The following is a 26,093-nucleotide window of genomic DNA, read 5'->3' as shown; positions in this document are numbered from 1 at the left end:
TCGGAAAGAAGAAGGAGCCCCATGGCCGCAGCATGTCGATTCTTGGCGTTGACCACCCTGGTGTTTGCCACGGCGAACACCCAGGCCCAGCCCTACGATGCCTCTGCATGGCAACGCGACTACGCGCAGTTGAAGCAAACACTGGAGCGCGACTACGCCAACCTGGCCTGGTTCGCTTCACCGGAAGGCGGCGTGAACCTGCCGCGTCTGGATCGCCTGACTCGGCAGAGCCTCAGGGCGGCACGCAACGACGGCGAGGCCCGCCAGGCCATCGAGAGCTTCGTGCGTGCCTTCAAGGACGGGCACCTGTCCGTCCTGCCGGATCTGGCCCCCTCCCACCAGGCGGCCACTGCTGTGACCGCGAAGCCATTCGAGGCGGATGATGCCGCCGGCGCGTGCGCGACGTTGGGCTTTCTGCCGACCGCACGCATGGCCTTTTCGCTGCCGCTGGAGAGCTTGCCGGGCTTTCATCTGATGGGTGATGGCCTGGCCACGGTGTACCGCACCGGCCTGGCCACCCGCACCGATGGCCCGACGATCGGCGTCATCCGAATCCAGAACTTCACCAACCGCGCCTTTCCGGCGAGTTGCACGCAAGGCTACGCCGCGCTGAAGGCCCAAGGTGCCCCCATCACCGAGAAGGCCCTGAGAAACGCCGCGGACGACCGCTGGTCCTCCGCACTGGCGGAACAACTCTCAGCGCTGAAGGCTGCCGGCATGACGGCGCTGCTGGTCGACGTGGGCAACAACAATGGCGGCGACGACAGCGGCGACCGGTTCGCACGGCTGTTGACCGATCTGCCCGTGCGATCGGCACGGCTTCGCATGGTGGCCTCACCAGCAGCCGTGGCCTACGCCGACCAGCAATTGCAGAGTCTGGATGCCGGATTGAAGTCCAATCCGACCATCGAGGCGGCGAATGCCCTCACCCACGCCCGCGACTTCTTCGTGACGGCCAAGTCGCGGGCCTCCATGCCTTGTGACATGGCCTGGGTGTGGTCGAGACAGCAGCCTTGGGGTGGCACAGGCTGCACACGCTTGGTGGATGTGGGCTATGCGGGGGGCTATGAGCCCTCGCTGCCCCGCGGGGCGTTTGGCGACCAGAACATCGCCTACCGGCTATCGCTCCCGTCCAGTGCCGATGACCTCTGGGCGATGTGGACCGGGCCGCTCTATGTGATGACCGACAGGCGGACGTTTTCGTCGGCCGAGATGTTTGCTGCCGTCGTACAGGACAACCACCTGGGCAAGACCGTGGGCACCCTCACCGGGGGCGCCGGATGCGGGTTCATGAATGGCGAGCAAGTGCAGGTGCTGACGCATTCACGGATGCGCGTGCGCATGCCCGATTGCATGCGATGGCGCGCCGATGGCCGCAACGAAACAGCCGGCATCGCGCCCGACCTGCCGGTCGCGCCGACCGAAGGCGAGGACAGCCGCCAGCTGGCGCAGCGGTTGCTGGACGCCGTGGCGGCCGACCAGCGCCCAGCCGCCGCGACGAATTGATCGGCGCGCGGCCCGTCGCGTCGGCGTGTCGGATGCGGCGGGGCGGCCCGCCAGGCTGCTCAGCGCGCCAGCGAGCAGGCCGCCACCCGGTTGACCAGCACGTTGCTGCCGCCGCTGCTGTAGGCCCACAGCACATCGCCATTCGGGGCAGTGGCCATGTCCTGGAAGCTGTCGATCTTCAGCGTGGTGCTGATCGGGCCTTCGATCAGCTCGCCGGTGCCCGCATCGGCCACTGCGAGCTTGAGCTGGCCCGAGGCCTTCCAGCCCAGCAGCAGCTTGCCCTGGCCATAGGCCGCCATGTACGGGCGAAATGGGTAGGTGGCGTCCAACGCCGTGCCGGCCGCGATGGTCGACACCTTCTTGAGCGCCCCGCCGGTGGCGGGCACCTTGGCGAGCTTCAGCTCCAGCCCATTGGCCGCTGGCTGCAGGTAGTCGATCCAGAAGCCGCCGCCAGACGGCACCAGCCCGCCCAGCGCGCGCCGAGCGGGATCGGTGCCGGACAACCACTGCAAGTCATCCGGCGTCGACGTGGGCGTGGCCAATCTCGACACCCGCATCGCGTTCGGGTACGCGTCACCATGGCAGGCCGCACCCCAACGCTTGCTGCTGTGCGCCAGCCGCACCGACCAGCTGTGGCTGCAGCCCCATTCCCAGCCGCCTTTCAGCAGCGCGCCGTTGGCGGCATCGACGAACTTGAGGGTGTCGCCGGCGTGGATATCCACCTCACCCGGCGCGCCCGGCCGCGGGGTGGACATGGCCGATCGGAAGTACACGCCGATGCGCGAGCCGTCGGTGGCGAGCCGCGCGGTGTGGCCGTACCACCAGATGAACTGCGCGCCATCGCTGTCGACGTTGCCCTTCTCGGTGAGCGTGGTGCGCGACAGCGGCTGGCCCGCGGTGTCGAGCCTCACCAAGTCCATCTTGCCGCACACCGCCTTGTCGGGCGTATCGGCGCGCCAGCAGTACTTGGGCGAGTAGATGTCGGGGTCGTTGGCCATCACCGCCAAAGCCGTCCCATCGGCCAGCGGCAGAGCCGCATGCACCTCCAGCCCGGCCAGCGGCGGCAGGCTGGTCTTCAACGCGTCGGCTGGCGTCAGCTTGGCCAGCTGGATGCGGCTGGCGGAACGATCGGTCCACGCCAGCACGCTGGTGCCGTCACCCCTTGGCGCGATCACCACCGGCGTGTATTCGTCGCTGGGCGACACGCTACCTCCCACGGGAACGGTGGAGGCACGCACACGCTGGTCGAGCGTGTCACAGGCGGCAGCGGCACGGCCCGCCGAGAAGGCGGCGCAGAGGGCGACGCCGGTGGTTGCAACCGCCATGGTGTGGCGGACAAACGGAGACAAGGGCCGATGTGTTGCAGGCATGTCGAACGGCCCGGGCCGGGCAGAGTGGGACAAATGTGGAAGGGCGCGGGCAGGCTAGGGCGTGTTCACACTACGCAGCCCCGTGCGAACGGGTTGTCCAGGGATGCAGGGCAAGGCGCCCGACGCCGCCCAGGCTGGTGCCTGGGCAAGTTGGGCAACGCCGCCATGCGCCCTGAACGGACCGTTCCCGAAGGGTTGCCACCAGAACCAGCCGCCCGCGGCGTTGCAAAGCATCGCCGGGGCCGCACCCCGGCTTCGTTTTGCGCCTTGCGCTCGACCGGTTCTGGTGGCAACGCATCGTGGCTCCGCAGTGTGCACACGCCCTAACCCGACCACGCCTGCCCGCCGCGTGTCGTTGTGCAACCAGCTGAAAGCGCGTGGGGCCGGCCGCGGCCTGTCACGCCACGCCGCCCCCCAGCACCTTGTACAGCGTGATCAAGTTGTCGGCCTGCTGTTCCCGCAGGTCCACCAGGCCTTGCCGGGCCGTGTCGTGGGTGCGCTGGGCATCGAGCACCTGCAACCAGCTGTCCGCCCCGCGCTGGTAGCGGGCCTGCGCCAGCTCGAGCGCCTGCCGGCTGGCCTGCACCAGCGCCTGCTGGGCGTCCAGCCTGTCGAGCAAGGTGCGGCGGGCCGTCAACGCATCGGCGACTTCACGAAATGCGACCTGGATGGACTTCTCGTAACGAGCCAGTGCCATGTCACGCTCGGCGGTGGCCGAATCGAGGTTGGCCTGATTGGCGCCCCCATCGAAGACCGGCAGCGACAGCTGCGGCGCGAACGTCCAGGTGCCTGACCCGCCCTTGAACAGACCCGCAAGTTCGTTGCTGGTGGTGCCGGCGGACGCGGTGAGGGCGATGCGGGGATAGAAGGCTGCGCGTGCCACACCGATGTTGGCGCGGGCCGCCTTCAAGGTCTGTTCGCTCTGCAACAGGTCGGGCCGCCGCAACAGCAACTCCGATGGCAGGCCGGCCGACACCGGTGCCATGGGCAGCGAAGCCGCGGGGTCGAGCGCATCGGGCACCGCCTCATCGGGCACCGGGCCGCCGATCAGCACCGCGAGGGCCTGGCGACGCTGCTCGACTTGCCCGCGCCAACGCGCCACCTCGCCACGTGCACTCTCATGGCTCGATTGCTGCTGGCGCAGTGTCAAGGCCGAATCGGCACCCGCAGCCATGCGCCGCTCAGTGAGCGCCACACTCTGACGGTGGCTCTCCAGCGTCTGTTCAGCCAGTTGCAGGCGCTGCAGATCAGCGGCCCAACCCATCCACGATTGCGCCACCTCGGAGACGACCGTGATCTGGGTCGCGCGCCGGGCTTCCTGGGTGGCCAGGAACTGCGCCAGGGCCTGCTCGTTCAGCAGGCGCACACGGCCGAACAGGTCCAGCTCGTAGGCGCTGGCACCCACCGTGGCGCTGTAGTTGCGCGAAATGCTCGCCCGCCCGGATGGCGACAGATCGGCCGGCGAACGCGACAGCGTGCTGCCCGCGCTGGCGCTCACGCCGGGCCAGCGCGCCGCCTCCTGGATGCGATAGAGCGCCCTCGCCTGCTCGATGTTGAGCGCGGCGACGCGCAGGTCGCGGTTCTGCGCCAGCGCCAGCTCGATCAGCTGTACCAGACGCGGGTCTCGAAACTGCTCGCGCCACGGCCGCTCGGCAGAGGCCGTATCGCCGGCGGTGGCCGCCGGATAGTGATCCGGCAACGACACATCGGGGTGCACCTCACCGGGCTCCAGGTGCGCACAAGCCGCCAGCGCGGCGATGGCCGCCGCCGTGAAGGCGCGCCGAGCGCCGCGAACGATGGGTTGTGAAGCAAGCATCTCAGTGAGCCTCCAGAACGGCCGGGGTGGACGGGGTGGTTGGCGAGGGGCGGCGCCCCATCAACCGCGAGACCACGACGAAGAACAAGGGAACGAAGACGATGGCGAGAACCGTGCCGCTGACCATGCCCCCCACCACGGCCGTGCCGAGCGCGTTCTGCGCACCGGCACCTGCACCGGTGGCCAGCATCAAGGGCAGCACACCCAGGATGAAGGCCAGCGAGGTCATCACGATCGGCCGCAGACGAAGGCGCGCGGCTTCCAAGGCGGCATCCACCAGACCAAGGCCTTGCGCATGCAGGTCTCGCGCGAACTCGACGATCAGGATGGCGTTCTTCGCCGCCAACCCGATGGTGGCCAGCAGCCCGACCTGGAAGTACACGTCGTTCATCTTCCAGGTCAGCACGGCCGCCACCAGCGTGCCCAACACGCCCAGCGGCACCACCAGCAGCACCGCCAGCGGCACGCTCCAGCTTTCGTACAGCGCCGCCAGGCAGAGGAACACCACCAGGATCGAAACGGCGTACAACAGGCCGGCGCGGCCCCCCGCCTCGCGTTCTTGCCGAGAGATCCCTGTCCACTCGTAGCCGATGCCCGCTGGCAGCGTTGAAGCGTGCCGCTCGACCAGCGCCATCGCCTCACCGCTGGACATGGCCCCGGGCATCGCCATGCCGAGAATCTCCATCGACGGCACCCCGTTGTAGCGTTCGAGGCGGGGTGAGCCCTGTGCCCAGGTGGTCCGCGCGAAGGCACTGAAGGGCACCATCACACCGCTGGCGTTGCGCACCTGCCAGCGCTCGAGATCGCCCGGCAGCATGCGATCGGCGGCCTCGCCTTGCAGCATCACCTTCTTCACGCGGCCACGGTCCATGAAGTCGTTGACATAGCGGCCGCCCCAGGCGATGCCCAAGGTGTCGTTGACATCCGACGCCGAGAGCCCCAGCGAGCCCAGCTTGTGCTCGTCGATCTCCAGGCGGAACTCCGGCGTGTCTTCCATGCCATTGGGGCGCACCGCCACCAGCCCGGGCTCCTTCATCAGCGCAGCCAGCAGTTGGTTGCGCGCGGCCAACAGGGCCTCATGGCCCAGGTTGGCGCGGTCTTGCAGCATCAGGTCGAAGCCGCTCGCGTTGCCCAGCTCGGCCACCGCCGGCGGCGCCACGGTGAAGACGCTGGCGTCCTTGATCGCCGCCAGCTTCAAGATGGCGCGGCGGCTGATCGCGCCGACGCTCTGGTCTGCCCGCTGGCGCTCGGACCAGGGCTTGAGCTTGATGAAGCCCATGCCCATGTTCTGGCCCGAGCCCGCGAAGCTGAAGCCGGCCACGGTGAAGACCGAATCGACCGAGTCCTTCTCGTCTTCGAGAAAATGGCGCTCGACCTGGGCCATCACCTGCAGCGTGCGCGCCTGCGTGGCACCCGGCGGCAATTGCACCAGCGTGAAAGCAAAGCCCTGGTCTTCTTCAGGCAGGAAGCCCGCCGGCACCTTGGTGAACGCCACGCCCACCATCAGGGCCAACACCAGGTAGACGCCCATGGCCCAAGGGCTGCGGGCGATCACGCCACGTACCAGGCCCTGATAGCGGCGGTTGCCCCGATCGAACCCGCGGTTGAACAGGCCGAAGAAGCCGGTGGTACGCGGGCCATGCGCGGGCTTGAGCAAGGTGGCGCAAAGGGCCGGCGTGAGAATCATTGCCACCAGCACCGACAGGCTCATGGCCGACACGATGGTCACGGTGAACTGCCGGTAGATCACGCCACTGGAGCCGCCGAAGAACGCCATCGGCACGAACACGGCGGCCAGCACCAGCGCCACGCCAACCAGCGCGCCGCTGATCTGCCCCATGGACTTGCGAGTGGCCTCCTTGGGCGGCAGCCCCTCCTCCTGCATCACGCGCTCGACGTTCTCGACCACGACGATGGCATCGTCGACCAACAGGCCAATGGCCAGCACCATCGCCAACATGGTCAGCGTGTTGATGGTGAAGCCGAAGGCGGCCATCACGCCGAACGTGCCCAGCAGCACCACCGGCACCGCGATCGTCGGGATCAGCGTGGCTCGCAGGTTCTGCATGAACAACCACATCACCAGAAAGACCAGCGCAATGGCCTCGACCAGCGTGCGCACCACCTCTTCGATGGACAGGCGCACGAAGGGCGTGGTGTCGTAGGGCTTCACGGCCTCGACGCCGGGCGGGAAGAAGGCTTGCAGCCGGTCGATTTCGGCATCGATCGCGCGGATGGTGTCGAGCGCGTTTTCCCCCGGGGCCAGCTTCACCGCCAGCCCGGCCGCCGGCTTGCCGTTGTAGCGCGCATTCCAGCCATAGCTTTCGCTGCCCAATTCGATGCGGGCCACATCACGCAGGCGCACGGCGCTGCCGTCGCTGCGCGTGCGCAGCAGGATGTTCTCGAATTCCTCGGCTGTCTTCAGCCGCGTGCGTGCGGTGATCGTGGCATTGAGCTGTTGGCCCTGCACCGCGGGCAAGCCACCCAGTTGACCGGCGGACACTTGAACGTTCTGCGCCTGCACGGCCTGGCGCACATCCAGGGGCGTGAGCGCGAGGCCGTTCAGCCGATCGGCATCGAGCCAGATGCGCATCGCGCGCTGCGCACCGAACAGCTGTGTCTCGCCGACCCCAGGCACCCGAGACATCGGGTCTTGCACATTCGAGGCCACATAGTCGGCGAGCGCACCGGCGTCCGTGCGGCCGTCCTTCGAGACGAAGGCGATCACGGCCAGGAAGTTCGCCGCCGACTTGGCCACCTGCAGACCCTGCTGCTGCACCTCTTGCGGCAGCAGTGGCGTGGCCAGCGAGAGCTTGTTCTGCACCTGCACCTGAGCGGTGTCGGGGTTGGTGCCGGTCTCGAAGGTGAGCGTGATGGTGACGTTGCCGGAAGAGTCGCTCACCGCCTGCATGTACTGCAGACGATCGAGGCCCTTCATCTTCTGCTCGATCACCTGGGTGACGGTGTCTTCCAGGGTTTTGGCGGAAGCGCCGGGGTAGACGGCGGTGATGCTGATGGCAGGTGGTGCGATCACCGGGTACTGCGCGATCGGCAGCATGCGAATCGCGAACACCCCCGCCAGCATGGTGACGATGGCCAGCACCCACGCGAAGATGGGGCGATCAATGAAGAAGCGTGCCATGGCCGACTCCTAGCGCTGCGCGACGGTGGCATCCACCGGGCGGGCCTTGACGACCGCGCCAGGCGCCGCCTTCTGCTGCCCTTCGACGGCGATGCGGTCTCCTGCCTTCAGGCCGCCAGTGAGCAGCCACTGGTCGCCCATCTCGCGGCCCAGAGTCACCGGCCGGGGGTTGAGCTTGCCGTCGTCACCCAGCACCGAGACCATCGCCTGGCCGGACGCGTCGCGCGCGACGGCGCGCTGCGGCACCAGCAGCGCCTGCTCCAGCACGCCCTGCTCGATCACCGCGCGGACATACATGCCCGGCAGCAGGTCACCGCGCGGATTGGGGACACGCACGCGCAGGGTCACCGAACCCGTCGTCGTGTCGACCTGCGATTCGCTGAATTCGAGCCTGCCGGCTTCCGGATACGCGCTGCCATCCTCCAGCTGCAGCGCCACCTTGGTCGCGCCTTGCTTCAGGTCGCCCGCCGCCAGTGAGCGCTTGAGGGCCAACATGTCCGCGCTGGTCTGGGTGACGTCGACGAAGATCGGATCCAGTTGCTGAATGGTGGCCAGTGCGGTCGCCTGGTTGGCGGTGACCAGCGCACCCGGCGTGACGCTGGAGCGCCCGACACGCCCCGACACCGGCGCGGTGATGCGGGTGTAGTCGAGGTTGATCCGCTGTGTCTGCAGCGCGGCGCGGGCCGACGCCACATCGGCCTCGGCCTGCTGCCAACTGGCCTCGGCGTCTTCCGCGTCCTGGCGGCTCACAGCCTGCACCTGAACGAGCTCTCGTTGGCGCTGCGCACGCAGCCGGGCGCTGTCACGGCTGGCCTCGGCCTTGGCCAAGGCGGCCTCGGCGTTGGCCACGGCTGCGCGGTAGCTGGCCGAATCGATCTGGTAGAGCAACTCACCCGCCTTGACGTGTGAGCCTTCCACAAACACCCGTTGCTTGACCACGCCGGTGATCTGCGGGCGCACCTCCGCGCTCACGACGGCAGACACCCGGCCCGGCAACGCCGTGGTCAGGGCCGCGCGCTGCGGCTGCAGCGTCATCACGCTCACCTCGGTAGGGCCCGAGGGCACAGGCGACGCGCCGCCGGGCGGCTCGCCACAGGCCACCAGCGCGGCCGCCACCGCCAGCACGCTGACGACCCACCAAACGCGCCCCGATCGGGGAAAAGTCGGAAAAGCAGACATGAGAACCTCTTTAACTGAACCGTACGGTTTAGTTTAAGGTTGACCGGCACGGAAGGTCAAGCGAAAATGAACCCATCGGTACTGTTAAGAGGCAGACACATGAAAGTTCGCACCGAGGCCAAGCGCGAGGTGATCGTGCAAGAGGCCCGGCGGCTGTTCCTGGAGATGGGCTACGAGCGCGCCACGATGGGCGAGCTGAGTCGCCGCATCGGCGGCTCCAAAGCCACGCTCTATGGCTACTTCCGCTCGAAGGAAGAGCTGTTCGTCGCGGTGATCGAGCAATTGGCCGAGACCCACCTGGAAGACGCCGTGACGGAACTTGGCCACCTGGGCCGGGACAACCTCGCCACGGGCTTGACCCGCTTCGCGTTCCAGCTGATGCGGCTGATGACGGAGCCGGACGCGTTGGCCATGCAGCGGGTGGTGGTGGGCGAATCCAGCCGCACCGATGTGGGCGAGATGTTCAGCGAACTGGGCCCGGGTCGCGTTCAGACCGCCCTGACTGCGGCATTGCGCGCCGCCATGGACCGCGGGGACTTGCAACCCGGCCCTGCCGACGTGCTGGCCATGCAGTTCATGGGGTTGGTGCGTGCCGAGATCGATCTGCGCAGCTTCATGCGTTCGCCGGCACCGCTGGCGGCCTCTCAATTGCAGGTGATGGCGCGGCGCGCGGTGCAAATGTTCCTGGGCGGCTATGCGGCCGTGGGCGCCACCGCTCTGCCCGAAGAACAAGCGCCGGGGCCGGCGGCGCCCGCCGACGGACACGACCCCGCACCCAAGGCCGCCTGAGCGCCGTTGACGGTTATTGAAGGTTTCATTGGGCCGTGCCAACGGAGCGACGGGCACTCACCGGCGGTCATGCGGCCGCAACGCCGACCGCTGCCCTCCCTTCAACCCCCTGAAATCCGCTGATGAAACCTGTCCTGTCTTCCTGGCACGCCCTGATGGCGGCGTGCGTGGCCGCACTGTCCACGGCGTCACACGCCGACGTGGCCGTGACCGCCGTCAACGCCCAGGCGCCCAGAACCGGCGCGACACCGCTTAGCTTCGTCGTCGAGCGCAGCGGCGATACCAGTGCTGCGGTCAGCTTCCGCTACAAGACGGTGGACGGCAGCGCCCGCGCCGGGCGCGACTACGTGGCCGCCGAGGGCACCGCCACCATCCCCGCCGGGCAAACGCGCACCACCGTCGCCGTCACCGTGCAGCCCCGCACGTCGGGCGGCACCAAGGCGCTGCAGATGTCGCTGCAGCTGGCAAGCCCCAGCGTCGATGGCGCCAACCCCTCTGGCCACGTGTACGCCGAATCCGGCAGCGTGAAGCTGGAGCGAGGCATCGAGAACGCCGCCGTGGCCGACTTCAACGGCGATGGCCTACTCGATGTGGCCGCGTCGGGACCGGGCCGCGTCTACGTGCTGGGCAATGGCACACCGGCGGGCAGCAGCACCGCGCGATTTGCCCAGGTGGCCAGCTATGAGGTGGGCTTCGGCCGCGTGCGCGTGGCCGACATCAACCGCGACGGTCGTCCGGACATGGTGGTGTCCGTCTCGGACCGCAACCAGCTGCATGTGTTGATCAACACCACGGCCACCGGAAGCTTCAGCTTCGTGCCGACCACGCTGACGACCACCGATTGGGGATGGACCGCCGATGTGGCCTTTGCCGACTTCGACGGCGACGGCATTGTCGACATCGCCGCCTCGAACCCGGGCAGCTCGAACGCGCCGGGGACCAGCCGTGCGCTGGTGTGGCGCAACACCACCCCGGTGGGGTCGACCACCCCCGTCTTGACCCTCGTGGCCATGCCGCGGGCCTCGAAAGACTCTGATCCGCTGCCGCAAGGTATCGCCGCGGGCGATCTCAACGGCGACGGCAAACCCGATCTGGTCATCGACAACCAGGGCGTCAGCGTCTTGCTGAACACCACCGCGCCCGGTGGACCCGTGAGCTTCGCCGAGCCCGTGTGGTTCCCGGGCTTCACCATGGCCAACCAGATCGGCCTGGCGGACACCAACCGCGATGGCCGGCTCGACATCGTCACGTCGAACTCCAATGGCTGGGTCGGCTCGACGTGGAGCGTGCTCCGCAACGCCACGACGAAGGGCGCGACGACCCCGAAGTTCAAGCGCACCGAGTTCTTGAGCGGTGCGCCGTTCGGCCTGGACTTGGCCGACATGGACCAGGACGGCTTCACTGACGTGCTGCTGAGCAACCTGGCCGCCGATGCGTCCAACGGCGGGGCGATCGAGGTGCATCGCAACCTGGGCGTGACGGATGGCGCGCCAAGCTTCCAGACCGTGGCCAAGTTGACCCTGGGTGACGAGCCGCACACGGTGGCTGCCGGAGACTTCAACCGCGATGGCTGGCCGGACTTGATCGGCATCGACAACGTGGGCAGCAACCTGGTGTTTCGGTTTCAGCAACCGGCCGCTCTTTCGCCGCGCCTGACCACCCCGCAGGTGATCGGGACGATCACCCCCTGATCGTCGTCTGAACGACAGCTGAACGACAGCCGAGGGCCCGGCCGCCCTCAGCTGTCAGCCAGCTGTCATCGAGGCAGAAAAACGCTTCCACCACTCGACAAACTATTGCACGCAACGGGCCGCGGCAAGGCGCCACAAGCCTTGCGGCAGCACCGGCCGACGCCCACACTAATTGGGTTTTCGTTGCCGCATTCACACTGTGTTACGTCGTACCCTGCTTAAGCAATCGCTCGCCAGCACCGCTGCCCTGGCGTTTCCCGCCATCGCCCAAAGCCGCCCGCTGGTCATTGGCCAGTCAGCCGCCTTTACCGGACCCGCCGCCCAGTTGGGCGTGCAGATGAATGCGGGCGCCAAGCTGTGGTTCGACCAGGTCAATGCCAACGGCGGCATCAACGGCCAGCAGATCGAGTTGCGCACGGCCGACGACGGCTACGAGCCCGACCGCTGCAAGGCCAACACCGAGAAGTTCATCAAGGACGACGTCTTTGCGCTCTTCGGCTATGTCGGCACCCCGACCTGCGCCGCGGCCCTGCCGCTGATCAACCAGGCCCGCATGCCCCTGTTCGCACCGTTCACCGGCGCCGAGATCCTGCGCGATCCCTCGCTGCGGTCCGTGTTCCATGTACGCGCTTCGTACTACGACGAAACCGAGTTGATCATCAAGCAGCTGGCCTCGCTGGGCCTGACGAAGATCGCGGTCTTCTACCAGAACGATGCCTACGGCAAGGCTGGCCTGGAGGGCACCTTGCGCGCCCTGCGCCGGCGCAGCCTGGAGCCGGTTGCCACCGCCACCGTCGAGCGCAACAGCGTGGACGTGGCCAAGGCCGTGGCCGAGATCATGCCCAAGCAGCCGAACGCGGTGGTGCAGATCAGCGCCTACAAGTCGTGCGCGGCCTTCATCCGCGAATCACGCAAGGCCGGGTTCGGGGGCAGCTTCTTCAACGTGTCGTTCGTCGGCACCCAAGCGCTGGCCGACGAGCTGAAGGCCGACGGTGCAGGCGTGATGATCAGCCAGGTGATGCCGTTCCCATACACGGCTTCCCTGCCGGTCACCCGCGAGTTCCAGGCCGCCGCGGCCAAGACGGGCGTTCAGGTGAACTACTCGAGCCTCGAAGGCTATCTGGCCGCCAAGGTGTTCACCGAGGGACTTCGCCGCACCCAACGCAGCGCCTCTCGAGACCAGTTCATCGAATCGCTCGAATCAATTCAGCGCCAAGACTTCGGCGGCTTCGTCGTTGACTTTGGCCCCCGCGACCACGTCGCTTCATCGTTCGTCGATCTGTCGATGCTCACCGGCGACGGCAAAGTCCGCCGCTGAGGCCCGGCGTCGCGCGCAGACACCCACGCCGCAAAGCAGCTGGCCCCCCGGCCAGCGCCAACTTGCGCAAGGTGCCTGGCGGCCCCATAGGGGCCTGTGAGCGCGGCCCGCCGCGGTGAAGCAGCGCGGCGCATGTCACCCGCCCATCAGGTCTTGGGCTTCGATTCCTTCGAGTAGATGATCTTCTTCGAGCCACCTTCACAGGTGCCGACGACGCGCTTGTCGCCGGCATCCTGGTCGGCTGGAACAACCTCGAGCACGTAGCCCGAAACGCCTTTGCCATCGAGCTTGGTGGCGATCGCACTCTTCAGCTCATCGCAGGATTTGCCCTGGGCAAGAGCCGCGGGACTGATCAGGGCGGCGGCCAGCATCGACACCAGGAACGGAACCAGTTTCATGCTTGATCTCCCGAGGAATGGGTGCGCCGCGGCGGGCGCCGGGAGATGGTAGTCGAGCGGTTCCTGCTTGGAAAAGGCCCTCAGACCCGAGACGCAGAAAAAAGACAGCCCCGGCATCCGCCGGGGCTGAGAAGCCCTGTGCGCTGTCGTCGCAAGGGCCCTGCTCAGGGAGGAAAAGCAGGGGGCGGTTTGGGTCGCCCGGCGCCACTGTAGCCTCGTCTACATGCCCGCGTCATCCCTACTGACCTCAATAGGGTGTTCCATGCAAAGCCCCGTGCATTTGTGCGCAACGGCATCCCAATCACGCCGTCAGCCTGCTGTCAGGGTCGCGATCAGGGCACGTCAAAGCTTGGGAATGCGAATGCGGCTGATCATGAGAGAGCCCGAAATGGCAAACAGCAATACCAGGGGATGCAGTGTGAAGCCGCCGATCTGCGTCGAGCCGAACCAGAGCTGGTCGCCAATCGCCCCCTGAGAGGCGGCCAAGGCCAATGTCAGCACCAGCACCAGCGATGTCGGGATCGGCGTGCCCTCGAAGTACTTGACCTTGCCCGCGTCGTCGGACAGCGATTCGGCCGTCACGTTGTAGCGCGCCAGGCGGGAGACGCCGCACGCGACGAAAAACCCAAGCACGATGCGGTCGTACATGCCCTGCATGCCGCAACCGTAGGCGATGGCCGCAGGCGCCACGCCAAAGGAGATCACGTCGGCCAGCGAATCGAGCTCGCGGCCCATCGCCGAACTGCGCTGCCGCCAGCGGGCCACACGGCCATCGAGCACATCGAACACCAGCGCCGCCGTGATCAAGGCACAGGCAAAGTAGATGTGGAAGACGCCGCGTGACTGGAGGTACGACATCACTGAAAACAGCGCGCCCACGCCACAGATGGCATTGGCGAGCGTGAACCAGTCAGCGAGGTGAAACTCGCGGATCATGGAAAAAGGTTTGGGGCGGTTCATGCGCCAAGCTTAGTGCAATCCGCGTGCCCCACTCGGCGGGCGCATGATGGTGGCGGGACCTGCGGCCCTGCAACCGACCCTACACCCGGCCGTACAACCGGTCGTACAACCCGCCGTACAGTCAGTGCCTCCAAGTCCAGCGAGACCTCTCACAGCGTGTACACCGAACTGCGCGTCAGCCCTGCGGCCGAACGCAACAAGGCCCCGATCCTGGAAGTGCTCAGGCGCCTGCTGCCGGCTCAGGCGCGGGTGCTCGAGATCGCCTCGGGCACCGGCCAGCATGCCGCCTACTTCGCCCAACAAGAGCCTGGCTGGCGCTGGCAGCCCACCGACGTGGACGCCTCCGCCCTGCCCGGCATCGCCGCCCATGCAGACAAGCTGCCACAGGCCCTGCCGCCGAGGCACCTGGATGTGATGTCGTCTTGGCCCGACGATCTCGGGGTGTTCGACGCGGTGTACTGCGCCAACATGCTGCACATCGCCCCCTGGGCCGCCTGCCCGGCCTTGATGCGGGGGGCCGCCGCCCACCTCGCCGCGCGGGGCCTGCTGGTGGTGTATGGCCCATTCATCGTGGACGGTGAACCCACCGCGCCCAGCAACCTGGCCTTCGATGCCGACCTTCGCGAGCGTGATCCCCAATGGGGCCTGCGCGATCTGGCTGCCGTCGAATCGGTGGCACGAGGCGCCGGGCTGGCCTTGGTTGAACGCGTGGCGATGCCAGCGAACAACCTGATCCTGGTCTTTCGCCGCCCAGGCTGACGCCCATGCCTAATCGCCCGCTGCTCGACACCACGCCCGAGGTGGCCAACGCCCTGGCCCGAGGCCGCGCCGTGGTGGCGCTGGAATCCACCATCATTTCGCATGGCATGCCGTGGCCACAGAACGCCGAGACGGCGCTGCGGGTCGAGGCCGAGGTGCGGGCCCACGGCGCGGTGCCCGCGACCATCGCCATCATCGACGGCCGGCTGAAGGCTGGGCTCAGCACGGCGCAGATCGAGCGGCTGGGGCAAGAGGGGCCCGCGGTCGCCAAGGTCAGCCGCCGCGACATGGCGCTGCTGGTGGCACGCCAGGGCACCGGCGCCACGACAGTGGCCGCCACGATGATCGTGGCGGCAATGGCCGGCATCCGCGTGTTCGCCACCGGGGGCATCGGCGGCGTGCACCGCGGTGCCGAAACCAGTTTCGACATTTCTGCAGACCTGCAGGAACTGGCCCGCACACCGGTGGCGGTGGTGTGCGCGGGCGCCAAATCCATTCTCGATCTGAGACTCACGCTGGAATACCTGGAGACGCACGGTGTGCCGGTGCTGGGCTATCGCACTCCAAGGCTGCCGGCGTTTTTCACCCAAGACAGTGGCCTGGATCTCGACGCGCGCTTGGACGACGCGGATTCGCTGGCCCGGGTGATGAAAGCCCAGTGGGACCTCGGTTTCAGCGGCGGCATGGTGATCGCGAACCCGATTCCCGCCGAATACTCGTTGCCGCTGGACACGGTGAACCGGGCCATTGATCAGGCCCTCGCTGAGGCGAAGGCGCAGGGTTGCACCGGCAAGTCCGTCACGCCGTTCCTGCTCGCGCGCGTGAACGCGCTCACCGGCGGCGACAGCCTCGCCGGCAACATCCAACTGGTGCTCAACAACGCGCGGCTGGCCGCTGAGGTGGCGGTGGCCTATGCCGCGCTGGCGGGCGCCGCTTCGTAGAGCTCGAGCGGCAGGCCATCGGGATCGGCAAAGAAGGTGTATCGGCGGCCGGTGTATTCGTCCACCCGGATCGGCTCGACCTCCACCCCACGCGCTTCGAGCCACTGCTTGGCTTGCGCGACATCATCCACCTCGAAGGCAAGATGGCGCAGGCCCTGCGCCTCAGGACGGGACGGGCGAGGCGGCGCCGCCGGAAACGAAAACAGCTCGACCTGCGAGCCATCGGGGAGCCTCAAATCGAGCTTGTACGACTGACGGGCGGCACGGTAGTTCTCCGCCAACACCGACAGCCCCAGCGTCTCGACATAGAAACGCCTGGACGCCGCGTAGTCGGAGCAAATGATGGCGGCGTGATGAATGCGGCGCAGCAGCAACGGCACGTTTTGATCAATGTGGGTTGACCACCGCGAGGCACTCCAGCCGATCCGCGGACGAGAGCGGATTGTCGGACAAGCCCCACACCACTTGCCGCCATAGCCCGACTCCCCCGGCTCGGCTCGTGCCAGACCATGACCTGATTTACACCATCCGGAGCACGGTCATGTCGCACCTCACCTTGGAAGCGGTTCCCACCTCATTCGGCAATTTGAAACCGGTGGGCCACGTGCTGATCGCCCTTCCGGACGCCGCGTCTGAAGAGGCATTCGTCGCGGCCTTGCAGGAAGCCGGCATCAGCGCCGAGCAAATCAGCCGCATCACGCCGCGAGAACCGGTGGAAGAGTTGGGCGAGCAGATCGACAAGGCCAGTGGCGCCTCCGGCTTCGGCTACGAAATCGTGCTGATGAAGCGCTACCTGAAGCTGGCCCGGCAGGGTTGCAGCTGGCTGCTGGTGAAGGTAGACGCGGCGGAAGACGCTCAACGAATTGGAGAGCTGGCTCGGCGCCATGAGGCGGCCAGCGCGGTGCACTACCGCACGTTCGTCGAGGAAGACTTGTTGCCCTGAAAGCGGGCGCCCCGCGGCACAGCAACGTGCACCACGGGGCCCGAAACTGGCGGGCCGCATGGCCGCCCGGCGATCGACGCGCCGGGTCTGAACCATGCGGCTCGGACAGACCCTCCACAACCGAAAACCCTGCTGGGGCCACTGGCGCGTTGCGCCAGGCGGCTCGATTGCGTATCGCGGTTGGGCCCTGGGGGCCCGTGTTCGTTGGAGTGCAACCGCGATGGACGTCATCTTGGCCGGCCATCGCCTTGGCGGGGATCACCCATTCGGGGGAGATTTGCGCCAAAACCACGGATTGAAGAGACATATTGCCGCCTGCGGAGCGGGCCCGCGGAAATACGGCTGCGCACGCCGAGGGAATGCCTGGCCGCGGAGCTGCCCGACGATGGATTGGGGCGTCGGCCTACAGCGGGCCCAGCTACCGGGCATCACGCTTGAGGGATAGGAACCCTTTTCAGGAGCTTGTGACATGCACCGATCCGAATCCCCCGCCCTGCACCCTGCCGCGACCACGACGGAGACCCCGCTCGCGGCCAGCGGCCCCATGGCCAAGCTCTGGGAGCTCATCTGCGACATCCGCTTTGCGATGTTCACCACCCACCACCGCAATGGCCACTTGCATTCGCGGCCGATGACCACGCAGAACTCCCGAGACGACCAAGACACGCGGCTGTGGTTTTTCATGTCGCGTCAAGGCGAACCGCTGGAAGAGCTGACCGCCGACCCGAGTGTGAACATCGCCTACGCGCACCCCGGCAAAGATCGCTACGTGTCCATCTCGGGCACCGCCGTGGTGGTCGAAGATCTGGCACGGAAAAAGGCCCTCTGGTCGAAGATGGCGGAAGCCTGGTTCCCCGGCGGCCCCACCGACCCCGACCTCGCGCTCGTGCGAGTCGACATCAGCCACGCCGATTTCTGGGACGTGCAGGAGAACAAGCTCGTGCAACTGTTCGAGATGGGCAAAGCGGCTCTGACCGGCACCACGCCCCGTCTGGGTGAGCACGGCGAGGTGCACGTGAACTGACGTCGGCACGCCGTGCGGGCATGGTGCGGGATACTGTATGAAAATACAGAACCCACACCACGCCCCACGACGTGCCCATGCCTGAGGCCACCGAAGCGCCCGCCGCCTTGTCGCACTCAGCGGCCGAGCGGCCATGGGTGGCGGCGGTGCGCACGTTGTGCGAATTCGCGGCCAGGCGCGGAGACCTGGACGCCCGGTTCACGCCCTCACCCACCGCTGAGCAGGGGATGGCGGGGCACCGCAGCGTGGCGCAGTCGCGCGGACCGGGCTACCAGGCCGAGGTCAGCCTGCAAGGGATGCACCGCGGCCTGACGGTGCGCGGACGCGCTGATGGGGTCGACGTCTCGCGACAGTGGGTCGAGGAGGTCAAGACCTACCGCGGCGCACTCGACCGAATGCCCGCCAACCAGCGCGAGCTGCATTGGGCGCAGGCCAAGGTGTATGGCTGGCTGCTGTGCCAACTGCACCAAGCCACCGAATGGAACGTGGCACTGGTCTACTTTCATGCCGATCGGCAGGAGCAAGCGCCACCGCTGGTCCAACGCCTGACGGCCGCCGAGCTTCAGGCCTTCTTCGAGGGCTTGTGCGACCAATACCTGTCGTGGGCACAGCAAGAGTCGGCCCATCGCAGCACGCGAGACATCTGCCTCACAGCACTGAAGTTTGTCCACGGCGAGTTCCGACCTGGGCAGCGCACGCTGGCCGAGGCCGTGTTCCGCGCCGCCCGCCGCGGCCACTGTCTGGCCGCGCAGGCGCCCACGGGTATCGGCAAGACGCTGGGCACGGTGTTCCCCCTGCTCAAGGCGATGCCCGAGCAAGCGCTGGACAAGATCTTCTTCCTCAGCGCCAAGGGGCCGGGCCGCCAAGTGGGCATGCAGGCGCTGCAGACTCTGCGGGCCTCTGGGGCCTGCCGGCTGCGCATCGTCGAATTGGTGGCGCGCGACAAGGCTTGCGTTCACCCCGACAAGGAGTGCCACCCCGACTCTTGCCCGCTGGCCCGGGGCTTCTACGATCGCCTGCCTGCCGCGCGCAGCGATGCTGTCGATGGCCCGCCATTGTCCCAACAGGCCCTGCAAGAAGTGGCCGAGCGGCACGCGATCTGCCCCTACTACCTGGGGCAGGAGATGGCGCGCTGGGCCGATGTCGCGGTGGGTGACTACAACCACTTCTTCGATGTGAGCGCCTCATGGCATGCGTCCACCCTCATCCACGGCTGGCGGGTGGCGGTGCTGGTGGACGAGGCACACAACCTGCTCGATCGTGCGCGCAGCTGCTACTCCGCTGAACTCGACTGGCAGGCTTTCGCCGCGGCCCGGGACAGCGCGCCCCCCACCCTGAAGAAGCCTCTGGATCGCGTGGCCCGCGCGTGGCAAGCCCTGGCGCGCAGTCACGCCGAGCCCTATCAGTTGGTGGATGCCCCACCGACGCGGCTGGGGCAGGTGCTGACCGAGGCCACCCAGGCCATAGGCGAATGGATGGCCGAAGGCGAGCAAGGCCCGCACGGCCTGCCCACAGCCCTGGTCGAGTTTCACTGGTCTGCCCTGCACTACCTGCGGCTGTGCGAGAGCTTCGATGCCAGCCACTCGATGGTCGATGTGAGCACCCGGCCGGCTGGTCGTGGCCATGGCCGGGGCCGCGTTGAAGCACGGGTGAGCCTGCGCAATGTCACGCCAGCCGAGTTCCTTGCCCCCCGCTTTGCGGCAACCCGCACCACGGTGCTGTTCTCGGCCACGCTGGCGCCGGAACAGTTCTATGCCGACACCCTGGGCTTGCCCGTCGACACCGCGTGGGTCGATATCCAATCCAGCTTCTCGTCGGATCAGTTGGCAGTGCACGTGGTGCCGGATGTGTCGACCCGGTTCGCCCGCCGCGCCGACAGTGTCGCGCCCATCTGCCGAGTGATTGCCGATCAATGGGCTACGGCGCCGGGCAACTACCTCGCCTTTTTCAGCAGCTTCGACTACCTGGAGCAGGTGGCATCGGCCATCGAGGCACGGCATCCCGACATCCCCTGCTGGCGGCAGCGGCGCCACATGGACGAGACCGCGCGCCAGGCCTTTCTCGATCGGTTTGTGCCGCAAGGCCAAGGCATCGGCTTCGCCGTACTGGGCGGCGCCTTCGCCGAAGGCATTGACCTGCCTGGATCGCGGCTGATCGGCGCCTTCATCGCGACCTTGGGCCTGCCCCAAGTCAACCCGGTGAACGAAGCGCTGCGCGAACGGCTGCAGCAGCGATTCGGCGCGGGCTTCGAGTACGCCTACCTGTACCCGGGGCTTCGCAAGGTGGTGCAGGCGGCTGGCCGCGTCTTGCGCACCCCCTCCGACCGGGGCAGCGTCCACCTCATCGACGAGCGATTCCGGCGGATCGACGTGCGCCGCTTGTTGCCCGCCTGGTGGCGCCTGCAGATGCAGTTCGCCTCCACCCCGAATGCGGGATGCGAGCCGGCGGAGGCTGCCACTATCATTGCCGGCCGATGACGCTCCTGGCCCGCAGTACCCTCAGCGCAGCGCTTGCCACCACGGCGGCGCTCTGTGGCGGCCTGGGCCCGGCCCTCTGCCATGCGGCCGCGTCAACCACCAGCGCTCCCACGTCGGCCTGGTCGCCTTCTGCCGCGCTGGCCGAATCGGCTGTGCTGCGCAAGATCCGCGACACCGGGGTGATCGTGATCGGGCATCGGCTCACCTCCTCGCCTTTTTCGTACCTCGATGCCAAGCTGCGACCCGTCGGCTACTCGGTCGACCTGTGCCAGAGGGTGGTCGAAGCCGTTCGGCAGAAGCTGGACCTGCGCGATCTCGAAGTGAAGATGGTGGCCGTCAGCTCGGCCACGCGCATGCCGCTGGTGGCCAACGGCACGGTGGATCTCGAATGCGGGGTGACCACCAACACGGTGGAACGCCAGAAAACCCAGTCGTTCTCGATCACCACCTATGTTGCAGCCAGCAGGCTGCTGGCCAAGCGGGAAAGCGAGATCCACAAGCTGGACGACCTGCGCGGCAAGGTGGTGGCATCGACCATCGCCACCACCAGCATCCGCTACCTGAACAGCGTCAACGAAGCCCTCAAGCTCGACATGAAAATCGTCGCGGGCCAAGACGACACCGACGCCTTCCAGATGGTGCAGAACGACCGTGCGGTCGCCTTCGCCATGGACGACGTGCTGCTTCGCAGCCTGATGGCCAGCGCGTCGAACCCCACCGACTACACCATCTCGGACGACATGCTGTCGATCGAGCCCTACGGCATCGGCCTGCCCAAAGACGACCCCGTCTTCAAGCAATTGGTCGACAGCACGCTCACGGCCATCTACCGCAGCGGCGAGATCTACTCGATCTACAGCAAGTGGTTCATGGCGCCGATCCCGCCACGCGGCATCAAGCTGCGCATGCCCATGAGCGAGCCGCTGCTGCGCGCCATCCGCCAACCGACCGACTCACCCGATCCGCAGGATTACCGCTGAAGCGGGTAACGAACCCTCGGCGTAGCCGTCAGCGGAACCGATCCACATCGATGTCGTGGCGGTGCAGCTTGTCGTAGAGGGTCTTTTTCGCGATGCCCAGCGACTCCATCACCTTGGGCATGCGGCCCTGGTGTTGGCGCAGCGCCTGCTCGATCAGCGCCTTTTCCACCTTGTCCATGTGCTGGGCGAGCGACAGCGGCGCGACACCCGGCGTGGCGGTGGTGAGGTCACCGATTTCCAGCACGAAACGGTCGGCGGCATTGCGAATCTCTCGGACGTTGCCGGGCCAGTCGTGCGCCATCAGCTCGCGCAGCTTCTCTGGCGTCATCTCCGGCGGAGGCAGGCCGTAACGGGCGCTGGCCTGCGCGGCGAAGTGCTCGAACAAAAGGGGCACGTCTTCGCGGCGCTCACGCAACGGGGGCAGTTCGAGCACGGCCACGTTGAGCCGGTAGTACAGATCTCCTCGGAACTTGCCCTCGTCGCTGAGCGCCCGCAGATCGCACTTGGTGGCCGCCACGACCCGCAAGTTGACGGGCACCTCTTCGTTGGACCCTAGTCGCTCGATCTTTCGCTCTTGCAGGATGCGCAGCAGCTTGATCTGCATCTGCATCGGCATCGTTTCGATCTCGTCGAGCAGCAAGGTGCCACCGTTGGCATGCTCGATCTTGCCGATACGGCGTTTGGCGGCCGACGTGAACGCCCCTGGTTCGTGGCCGATCAGCTCGCTTTCAAACAGAGTCTCTGGCAAACCACCGCAGTTGATGGCCACGAAGTTGCGGTCACGCCGGTTGCTGTGGTCATGCAGGCAGCGCGCCACCAGCTCTTTGCCGGTGCCTGTTTCGCCCAGGATCATCACATCGGCCGAGGTGTCGGCCAGCCGCACGATCTTGCGCCGCAGCTCCTGCATCACCGCGGAATTGCCCAACAGCACCGATTCGATGCCGCTGCGCTTTTGCAGCTGCGCGCGCATGTCGTCGAGCGCCACCCGCATCACACGCTTGTCGAGCGCACGCACCGCGGTGTCGACGAAGCGCTCGGGCGCAAACGGCTTCTCGATGAAGTCATAGGCGCCGGCCCGCATCGCGCGCACCGCCATCGACACATCGCCGTGCGCGGTGATCAGCACCACCGGGATGCCCGCGTCCGTGGCCACCACATGGTCAAGCAGAGCCAAGCCATCCATGCCGGGCAGGCGCACGTCGGTGATGACGATCAGCTGAGCGCCGGCCGCGATGTGCGGCAAAGCCTCTTCGGCAGACCCGCAGGGCAGCACCTCGAGCCCGGCCAGTTCCAGCGTTTGCGCCAGGCTGGTTCGCACCGGCGGATCGTCCTCCACGAAGAGAACCTTGAATCCCTCAAACATAAGCCTCCTTGTCGGGGTCGGTCGAGCGCTGCGGCGCCGCCCCTTCCAGTTCCAGGTCGAACTCGAACACCATGCCGTGTTCACCTCGCTCGGCTCGCAACGTGCCGCCGAATTCGCGCACGATCTTCGATGAAATCACGAGCCCCAGGCCCAGGCCCTGACCGGCCGGCTTGGTGGTGAAAAAGGGCTCGAACAGACGATCCAGGTGTTCCGCCGGCATGCCCTCGCCGGAATCGGCAACGCGCACCACGACGCGGCCGCCCTCATGGCGCGCATCGATCTCCAGCCGTTTGTCAGGCGTGTTCGCCATGGCATCGAGGGCATTGGTGAACAAGTTCAGCAGCACCTGCTCCAAGCGGTTGATATCGGCCAGCACCTGCCAGTCGCCAGGAACCGCCTTGCTCACCTCGATGCGCTCAGCGCGAAGGCGGTGTTCCAGCAGCACCAGCACGTTCTCGACGGCAGACGCCAGCCGCACGGGCTGGGCCAGGCTGCCGCCCTTGCGCGCGAACGACTTGAGCTGCAAGGTGATCCGGCCCATTCGCTCGGCCATGTCGTCGATCAGCTTCAGGTTGTCGGCCACGGTCTGGGTGCGGCCGCTTTGCAGCAACAGCATGGTGTTGCGCGACAAGGCTCGCAATGCCGTGAGGGGCTGGTTGATTTCATGCGAGATGCCGGCCGACATCTGGCCCAATGCCGCCAGCTTGCCGGCCTGCATCAGCTCGTCTTCAGCCTGCAGGCGCTGAGCGATCTGCCGCTTCAATTCATCGTTGGTGTTGCGCAGCTCGCGTGTTCGTTCGTCGACCTGGCGTTCCAGCTGGTCATGCGCCTGTTGCAGAGCGTTGCGCGCCTTGAACAGCTGCCGGATCGCTCGGCGACGATGCAGCCAATAGAGCGCCAACAGGCCGAGAACGCCGCCCGCCGCGCCCCCGCCCCAAGCGGCGTAGCGCGCCTGGCGCCACACATCGGCCGGATCTGACAAGGTCACGAGCCGCACGGCCAACGGCACCACGGGCCGCTCCTGCGCGAGGTGCAGGCTGTGACCGGCACTCTGAACGTCGGCCAATCGGACCACCGTCGAACCCGATCCGGACTCACCCTCCACCGACATGCCCAGTGGTGCCAGCGTCGCGCCCACGTACCGCCCCGAGCTCTGAAGCGCTTCGACGTTCACCGAGCCCAGCATGCGGTACTTCCAGGCCGGCACCGACGACATGATGACCACGTCGTTCTGGTCAACCACCAGCAGTTTCTCGCTCTGCGAGCGCAGACCCAGATCGACCCAGGTGGCCTCCAGCGGGGCCAGGCTGACCTTGACCACGATGTGCCCGCGGTAGGTGCCGGACCGTCGCACCGGGTGGACGAAGTAGTAGTCGGTGGTGCCATCGGCCTCGTTCGAGGCAAAGAAGTCGGCCGCATCTTCAGGCAGGTTGCGTGCTGCTTCCGGCAGAGGCGTGCGCCCACCGGGGACGTTTCCACCATGGCGTTGATAGCCATTGCTGGCCGCCAGGGCCTCGCCATCGGCCGCCGTCACGAAGATGAGGATGGAGCCAGCCCGGACATTCACCCGTGCCAGCTTCAGGCGTGCACGCTGCTGAACTTGCGCGTTGTGCGGGTCATCGAGCAGGGCCTGCACGTCCTCGTCGATCGCGATCAGGCTGGGCAGGTAGGCATAGCGGGCCAGCTCGGTTTCCAGGTTCGACGCATAGAGCTCCAGCCGTTCGCTGGCCACCGCCGCCAAATCAGACAGGCCGCTTCGTTCGCTGATCCGATAGCCCATGACCATGCCGACCGCGACGAGCGCCACGGTCAGCAGGGCAATCAGTTGAGGAGCGGCTCGCTGCAACGCGGGCGCAAATGAAGCAGGCAACGGCATCAGGCACCGTAGTGTGCCCAACTCGCGCCCGGGAGTGGGTCAATTCCCGTGCGCACGGTGCATGCGCGACACCCTCTCGGCGCGTCCGAAAGTCATCGCCTCCACCCCGATGACTGGGGTGTGCGGAATTCCACACCGCCATTTTCGGGGCCAGTGTGGATTTCCGCCCTGCGGGATCGGGCTGGATGCGCGACAAGGGCCGAATTGGGGTCCCAGGGGCCTTTTTTCTTCGGGCTAACCCGAGGAAAAAACATGTTGGCACAAGCTGTGCTCTATAGCCCCCCGGTGGCCGACCGGTGCGGCCGAAGCGAAAGCAACTCAATGGACATCTTCGTACAACAGATCATCAATGGACTGGTATTGGGGAGCATGTATGCCCTGGTCGCCCTGGGCTACACCATGGTGTACGGCATCATCTCCCTGATCAACTTTGCGCACGGCGAGATCCTGATGGTGGGCGCGCTCACCAGCTGGACCGTCGTTCAAGCGTTCGCGGGCTCTGGATTGCCGGGCTGGGTGCTGCTGCTGATCTCGCTGATCGCCGCCATCGTCGTCTGCTCGGCCTTGAACTTCGCGATCGAGAAGATCGCGTACCGGCCGTTGCGCAACGCGCCGCGCCTGGCGCCGCTGATCACCGCCATGGGCATGAGCCTGCTGCTGCAGACGCTCGCCATGATCGTGTGGAAGCCGAACCCCAAGCCCTATCCGCCGCTGCTGCCGCAAGACCCGATCTTCCTGTGGGAAGCCGGCCCGGTGATCACGCCGACGCAGTTGCTGATCCTGGTGACCACGGTGGTGGTCCTGGCCGCGCTGTTGTGGCTGGTCAACAAGACCAAGCTCGGCCGAGCGATGCGCGCCACCGCCGAGAACCCGCGAGTGGCCGGCCTGATGGGCGTGCGGCCCGATCACATCATCTCGGCCACCTTCATCATCGGTGCCACGCTGGCGGCGATCGCCGGGATCATGTGGGCGATGAACTACGGCACGGTGCAGCATTCGATGGGCTTCCTGCCGGGCTTGAAGGCCTTCACCGCCGCGGTGTTCGGTGGCATCGGCAACCTCACCGGCGCGATGGTCGGCGGTGTGCTGCTGGGCCTGATCGAAGCCATTGGTGCTGGCTACCTGGGTGAACTCACGGGTGGCGTCTTCGGCAGCCAGTACGTCGAAATCTTTGCCTTCCTCGTCTTGATTCTCGTGCTCACGCTGCGCCCCTCGGGCCTGATGGGCGAACGTGTGGCAGATCGCGCATGAACACCTCTACTCAATCCATGGCGCAGCTGGCGCCGAAGCTCTCGGTGGTGGCCCCTGGCTCGGCCAAACCTTCATCGGACATGAACAAACAGAAGATCGTCATCTTCCTGATCGCTGCGGTGGCGCTGCTGGCGCTGCCGCTGGTGGCGGCGCAGTTTGGCCAAGGCTGGGTGCGCATCATGGCGCTGGCTTTGCTGTACGTGATGCTGGCGCTGGGCCTGAACATCGTGGTGGGCTATGCGGGCCTGCTGGACCTGGGCTACGTGGCCTTCTACGCGGTGGGCGCCTACATGTTCGCGCTGCTGGCTTC

Annotated in this window: 21 protein-coding genes; 12 read left to right on the top strand and 9 right to left on the bottom strand. The window is 66.8% G+C overall.

Features of this window, described 5'->3' with window-relative positions; translation table 11 throughout:
- The first annotated feature begins 21 nt into the window (after nucleotides 1-21).
- A complete protein-coding gene (locus AACH06_RS22820; protein ID WP_341428090.1) occupies nucleotides 22-1,506 on the top strand; it encodes a S41 family peptidase in 1,485 nt (494 codons plus the stop codon).
- A gap of 59 nt (nucleotides 1,507-1,565) precedes the next feature.
- Here AACH06_RS22820 and AACH06_RS22815 read toward each other — a convergent pair whose 3' ends face one another.
- The 4 genes from AACH06_RS22815 to AACH06_RS22800 form a co-directional block, all read right to left on the bottom strand.
- Entirely contained in the window at nucleotides 1,566-2,831 is a 1,266-nt protein-coding gene (locus tag AACH06_RS22815; protein ID WP_341428089.1) for a hypothetical protein, read from the bottom strand.
- A gap of 442 nt (nucleotides 2,832-3,273) precedes the next feature.
- On the bottom strand, nucleotides 3,274-4,692 hold the full coding sequence (locus AACH06_RS22810; protein WP_341428088.1) for an efflux transporter outer membrane subunit: 1,419 nt from the start codon (nucleotides 4,690-4,692) through the stop codon (nucleotides 3,274-3,276).
- 1 nt (nucleotide 4,693) lies between these two features.
- Complete coding sequence (locus AACH06_RS22805; RefSeq protein ID WP_341428087.1) at nucleotides 4,694-7,834, bottom strand: efflux RND transporter permease subunit; 3,141 nt, start codon at nucleotides 7,832-7,834, stop codon at nucleotides 4,694-4,696.
- 9 nt (nucleotides 7,835-7,843) lie between these two features.
- Complete coding sequence (locus AACH06_RS22800; RefSeq protein ID WP_341428086.1) at nucleotides 7,844-9,013, bottom strand: efflux RND transporter periplasmic adaptor subunit; 1,170 nt, start codon at nucleotides 9,011-9,013, stop codon at nucleotides 7,844-7,846.
- A 99-nt stretch (nucleotides 9,014-9,112) separates the two neighbouring features.
- On the opposite strand from AACH06_RS22800, the gene AACH06_RS22795 reads away from it, so the two are divergent.
- From AACH06_RS22795 to AACH06_RS22785, 3 genes are all read left to right on the top strand, one after another.
- A complete protein-coding gene (locus AACH06_RS22795) occupies nucleotides 9,113-9,802 on the top strand; it encodes a TetR/AcrR family transcriptional regulator (protein WP_341428085.1) in 690 nt (229 codons plus the stop codon).
- Nucleotides 9,803-9,924: 122 nt separating this feature from the next.
- A complete protein-coding gene (locus tag AACH06_RS22790; protein ID WP_341428084.1) occupies nucleotides 9,925-11,493 on the top strand; it encodes an FG-GAP-like repeat-containing protein in 1,569 nt (522 codons plus the stop codon).
- A 199-nt stretch (nucleotides 11,494-11,692) separates the two neighbouring features.
- Nucleotides 11,693-12,811, top strand: a complete 1,119-nt coding sequence (locus AACH06_RS22785) for an ABC transporter substrate-binding protein (RefSeq protein WP_341428083.1) — start codon at nucleotides 11,693-11,695, stop codon at nucleotides 12,809-12,811.
- Between the two features lie 146 nt (nucleotides 12,812-12,957).
- Here AACH06_RS22785 and AACH06_RS22780 read toward each other — a convergent pair whose 3' ends face one another.
- Both AACH06_RS22780 and pssA read right to left on the bottom strand, forming a co-directional pair.
- Nucleotides 12,958-13,209, bottom strand: coding sequence for a DUF1161 domain-containing protein (locus AACH06_RS22780; protein WP_341428082.1), 252 nt, complete (start codon nucleotides 13,207-13,209; stop codon nucleotides 12,958-12,960).
- Nucleotides 13,210-13,551: 342 nt separating this feature from the next.
- Nucleotides 13,552-14,169, bottom strand: coding sequence for a CDP-diacylglycerol--serine O-phosphatidyltransferase (pssA, locus tag AACH06_RS22775; RefSeq protein WP_341428081.1), 618 nt, complete (start codon nucleotides 14,167-14,169; stop codon nucleotides 13,552-13,554).
- 156 nt (nucleotides 14,170-14,325) lie between these two features.
- On the opposite strand from pssA, the gene AACH06_RS22770 reads away from it, so the two are divergent.
- Nucleotides 14,326-14,928: a DUF938 domain-containing protein gene (locus AACH06_RS22770; protein WP_341428080.1), complete on the top strand. Its 603-nt coding sequence runs from the start codon at nucleotides 14,326-14,328 to the stop codon at nucleotides 14,926-14,928.
- 5 nt (nucleotides 14,929-14,933) lie between these two features.
- Nucleotides 14,934-15,869 (top strand): pseudouridine-5'-phosphate glycosidase, encoded by a 936-nt coding sequence (locus AACH06_RS22765; RefSeq protein WP_341428079.1) that lies wholly within the window; start codon nucleotides 14,934-14,936, stop codon nucleotides 15,867-15,869.
- Here AACH06_RS22765 and gloA2 read toward each other — a convergent pair.
- On the bottom strand, nucleotides 15,839-16,240 hold the full coding sequence (gene gloA2, locus AACH06_RS22760; protein WP_423222073.1) for an SMU1112c/YaeR family gloxylase I-like metalloprotein: 402 nt from the start codon (nucleotides 16,238-16,240) through the stop codon (nucleotides 15,839-15,841). The genes AACH06_RS22765 and gloA2 overlap by 31 nt on opposite strands.
- Nucleotides 16,241-16,410: 170 nt before the next feature.
- Between gloA2 and AACH06_RS22755 the strand changes: the two genes are divergently transcribed.
- The 4 genes from AACH06_RS22755 (at nucleotide 16,411) to AACH06_RS22740 (ending at nucleotide 21,293) form a co-directional block, all read left to right on the top strand.
- A complete protein-coding gene (locus tag AACH06_RS22755) occupies nucleotides 16,411-16,812 on the top strand; it encodes a hypothetical protein (RefSeq protein WP_341428078.1) in 402 nt (133 codons plus the stop codon).
- A 469-nt stretch (nucleotides 16,813-17,281) separates the two neighbouring features.
- Nucleotides 17,282-17,836: a pyridoxamine 5'-phosphate oxidase family protein gene (locus tag AACH06_RS22750; RefSeq protein ID WP_341428077.1), complete on the top strand. Its 555-nt coding sequence runs from the start codon at nucleotides 17,282-17,284 to the stop codon at nucleotides 17,834-17,836.
- 77 nt (nucleotides 17,837-17,913) lie between these two features.
- Complete coding sequence (locus AACH06_RS22745; protein WP_341428076.1) at nucleotides 17,914-20,313, top strand: ATP-dependent DNA helicase; 2,400 nt, start codon at nucleotides 17,914-17,916, stop codon at nucleotides 20,311-20,313.
- Nucleotides 20,310-21,293: an amino acid ABC transporter substrate-binding protein gene (locus AACH06_RS22740; protein ID WP_341428075.1), complete on the top strand. Its 984-nt coding sequence runs from the start codon at nucleotides 20,310-20,312 to the stop codon at nucleotides 21,291-21,293. Before AACH06_RS22745 ends, AACH06_RS22740 begins: the two co-directional genes overlap by 4 nt.
- Nucleotides 21,294-21,321: 28 nt before the next feature.
- On the opposite strand, the gene AACH06_RS22735 is transcribed toward AACH06_RS22740, so the two are convergent.
- Both AACH06_RS22735 and AACH06_RS22730 read right to left on the bottom strand, forming a co-directional pair.
- Entirely contained in the window at nucleotides 21,322-22,656 is a 1,335-nt protein-coding gene (locus tag AACH06_RS22735) for a sigma-54-dependent transcriptional regulator (protein WP_341428074.1), read from the bottom strand.
- Nucleotides 22,649-24,502, bottom strand: a complete 1,854-nt coding sequence (locus AACH06_RS22730; protein WP_341428073.1) for a sensor histidine kinase — start codon at nucleotides 24,500-24,502, stop codon at nucleotides 22,649-22,651. Before AACH06_RS22730 ends, AACH06_RS22735 begins: the two co-directional genes overlap by 8 nt.
- Before the next feature lie 351 nt (nucleotides 24,503-24,853).
- Between AACH06_RS22730 and AACH06_RS22725 the strand changes: the two genes are divergently transcribed.
- Both AACH06_RS22725 and AACH06_RS22720 read left to right on the top strand, forming a co-directional pair.
- A complete protein-coding gene (locus AACH06_RS22725; protein ID WP_341428072.1) occupies nucleotides 24,854-25,783 on the top strand; it encodes a branched-chain amino acid ABC transporter permease in 930 nt (309 codons plus the stop codon).
- A gap of 80 nt (nucleotides 25,784-25,863) precedes the next feature.
- A partial coding sequence (locus tag AACH06_RS22720) for an ABC transporter permease subunit (protein WP_423222072.1) occupies nucleotides 25,864-26,093 on the top strand: 230 nt, incomplete at its 3' end.

Source organism: Ideonella lacteola (genome assembly GCF_038066555.1).
Taxonomy (GTDB): Bacteria; Pseudomonadota; Gammaproteobacteria; order Burkholderiales; family Burkholderiaceae_C; genus Ideonella; species Ideonella lacteola.
This window is presented reverse-complemented; position numbering and strand designations above follow the sequence as displayed.

Bases quoted from the DNA above. Each gene is read 5' to 3' on its own strand.
- AACH06_RS22820 (WP_341428090.1), top strand. From the start codon at position 22: ATGGCCGCAGCATGTCGATTCTTGGCGTTGACCACCCTGGTGTTTGCC.
- AACH06_RS22765 (WP_341428079.1), top strand. From the start codon at position 14,934: ATGCCTAATCGCCCGCTGCTCGACACCACGCCCGAGGTGGCCAACGCC.
- AACH06_RS22745 (WP_341428076.1), top strand. From the start codon at position 17,914: ATGCCTGAGGCCACCGAAGCGCCCGCCGCCTTGTCGCACTCAGCGGCC.
- AACH06_RS22810 (WP_341428088.1), bottom strand. From the start codon at position 4,692: ATGCTTGCTTCACAACCCATCGTTCGCGGCGCTCGGCGCGCCTTCACG.
- AACH06_RS22740 (WP_341428075.1), top strand. From the start codon at position 20,310: ATGACGCTCCTGGCCCGCAGTACCCTCAGCGCAGCGCTTGCCACCACG.
- AACH06_RS22815 (WP_341428089.1), bottom strand. From the start codon at position 2,831: ATGGCGGTTGCAACCACCGGCGTCGCCCTCTGCGCCGCCTTCTCGGCG.
- AACH06_RS22725 (WP_341428072.1), top strand. From the start codon at position 24,854: ATGGACATCTTCGTACAACAGATCATCAATGGACTGGTATTGGGGAGC.
- pssA (WP_341428081.1), bottom strand. From the start codon at position 14,169: ATGAACCGCCCCAAACCTTTTTCCATGATCCGCGAGTTTCACCTCGCT.
- AACH06_RS22755 (WP_341428078.1), top strand. From the start codon at position 16,411: ATGTCGCACCTCACCTTGGAAGCGGTTCCCACCTCATTCGGCAATTTG.
- AACH06_RS22780 (WP_341428082.1), bottom strand. From the start codon at position 13,209: ATGAAACTGGTTCCGTTCCTGGTGTCGATGCTGGCCGCCGCCCTGATC.
- AACH06_RS22805 (WP_341428087.1), bottom strand. From the start codon at position 7,834: ATGGCACGCTTCTTCATTGATCGCCCCATCTTCGCGTGGGTGCTGGCC.
- AACH06_RS22795 (WP_341428085.1), top strand. From the start codon at position 9,113: ATGAAAGTTCGCACCGAGGCCAAGCGCGAGGTGATCGTGCAAGAGGCC.
- AACH06_RS22750 (WP_341428077.1), top strand. From the start codon at position 17,282: ATGCACCGATCCGAATCCCCCGCCCTGCACCCTGCCGCGACCACGACG.
- AACH06_RS22800 (WP_341428086.1), bottom strand. From the start codon at position 9,013: ATGTCTGCTTTTCCGACTTTTCCCCGATCGGGGCGCGTTTGGTGGGTC.
- AACH06_RS22735 (WP_341428074.1), bottom strand. From the start codon at position 22,656: ATGTTTGAGGGATTCAAGGTTCTCTTCGTGGAGGACGATCCGCCGGTG.
- AACH06_RS22790 (WP_341428084.1), top strand. From the start codon at position 9,925: ATGAAACCTGTCCTGTCTTCCTGGCACGCCCTGATGGCGGCGTGCGTG.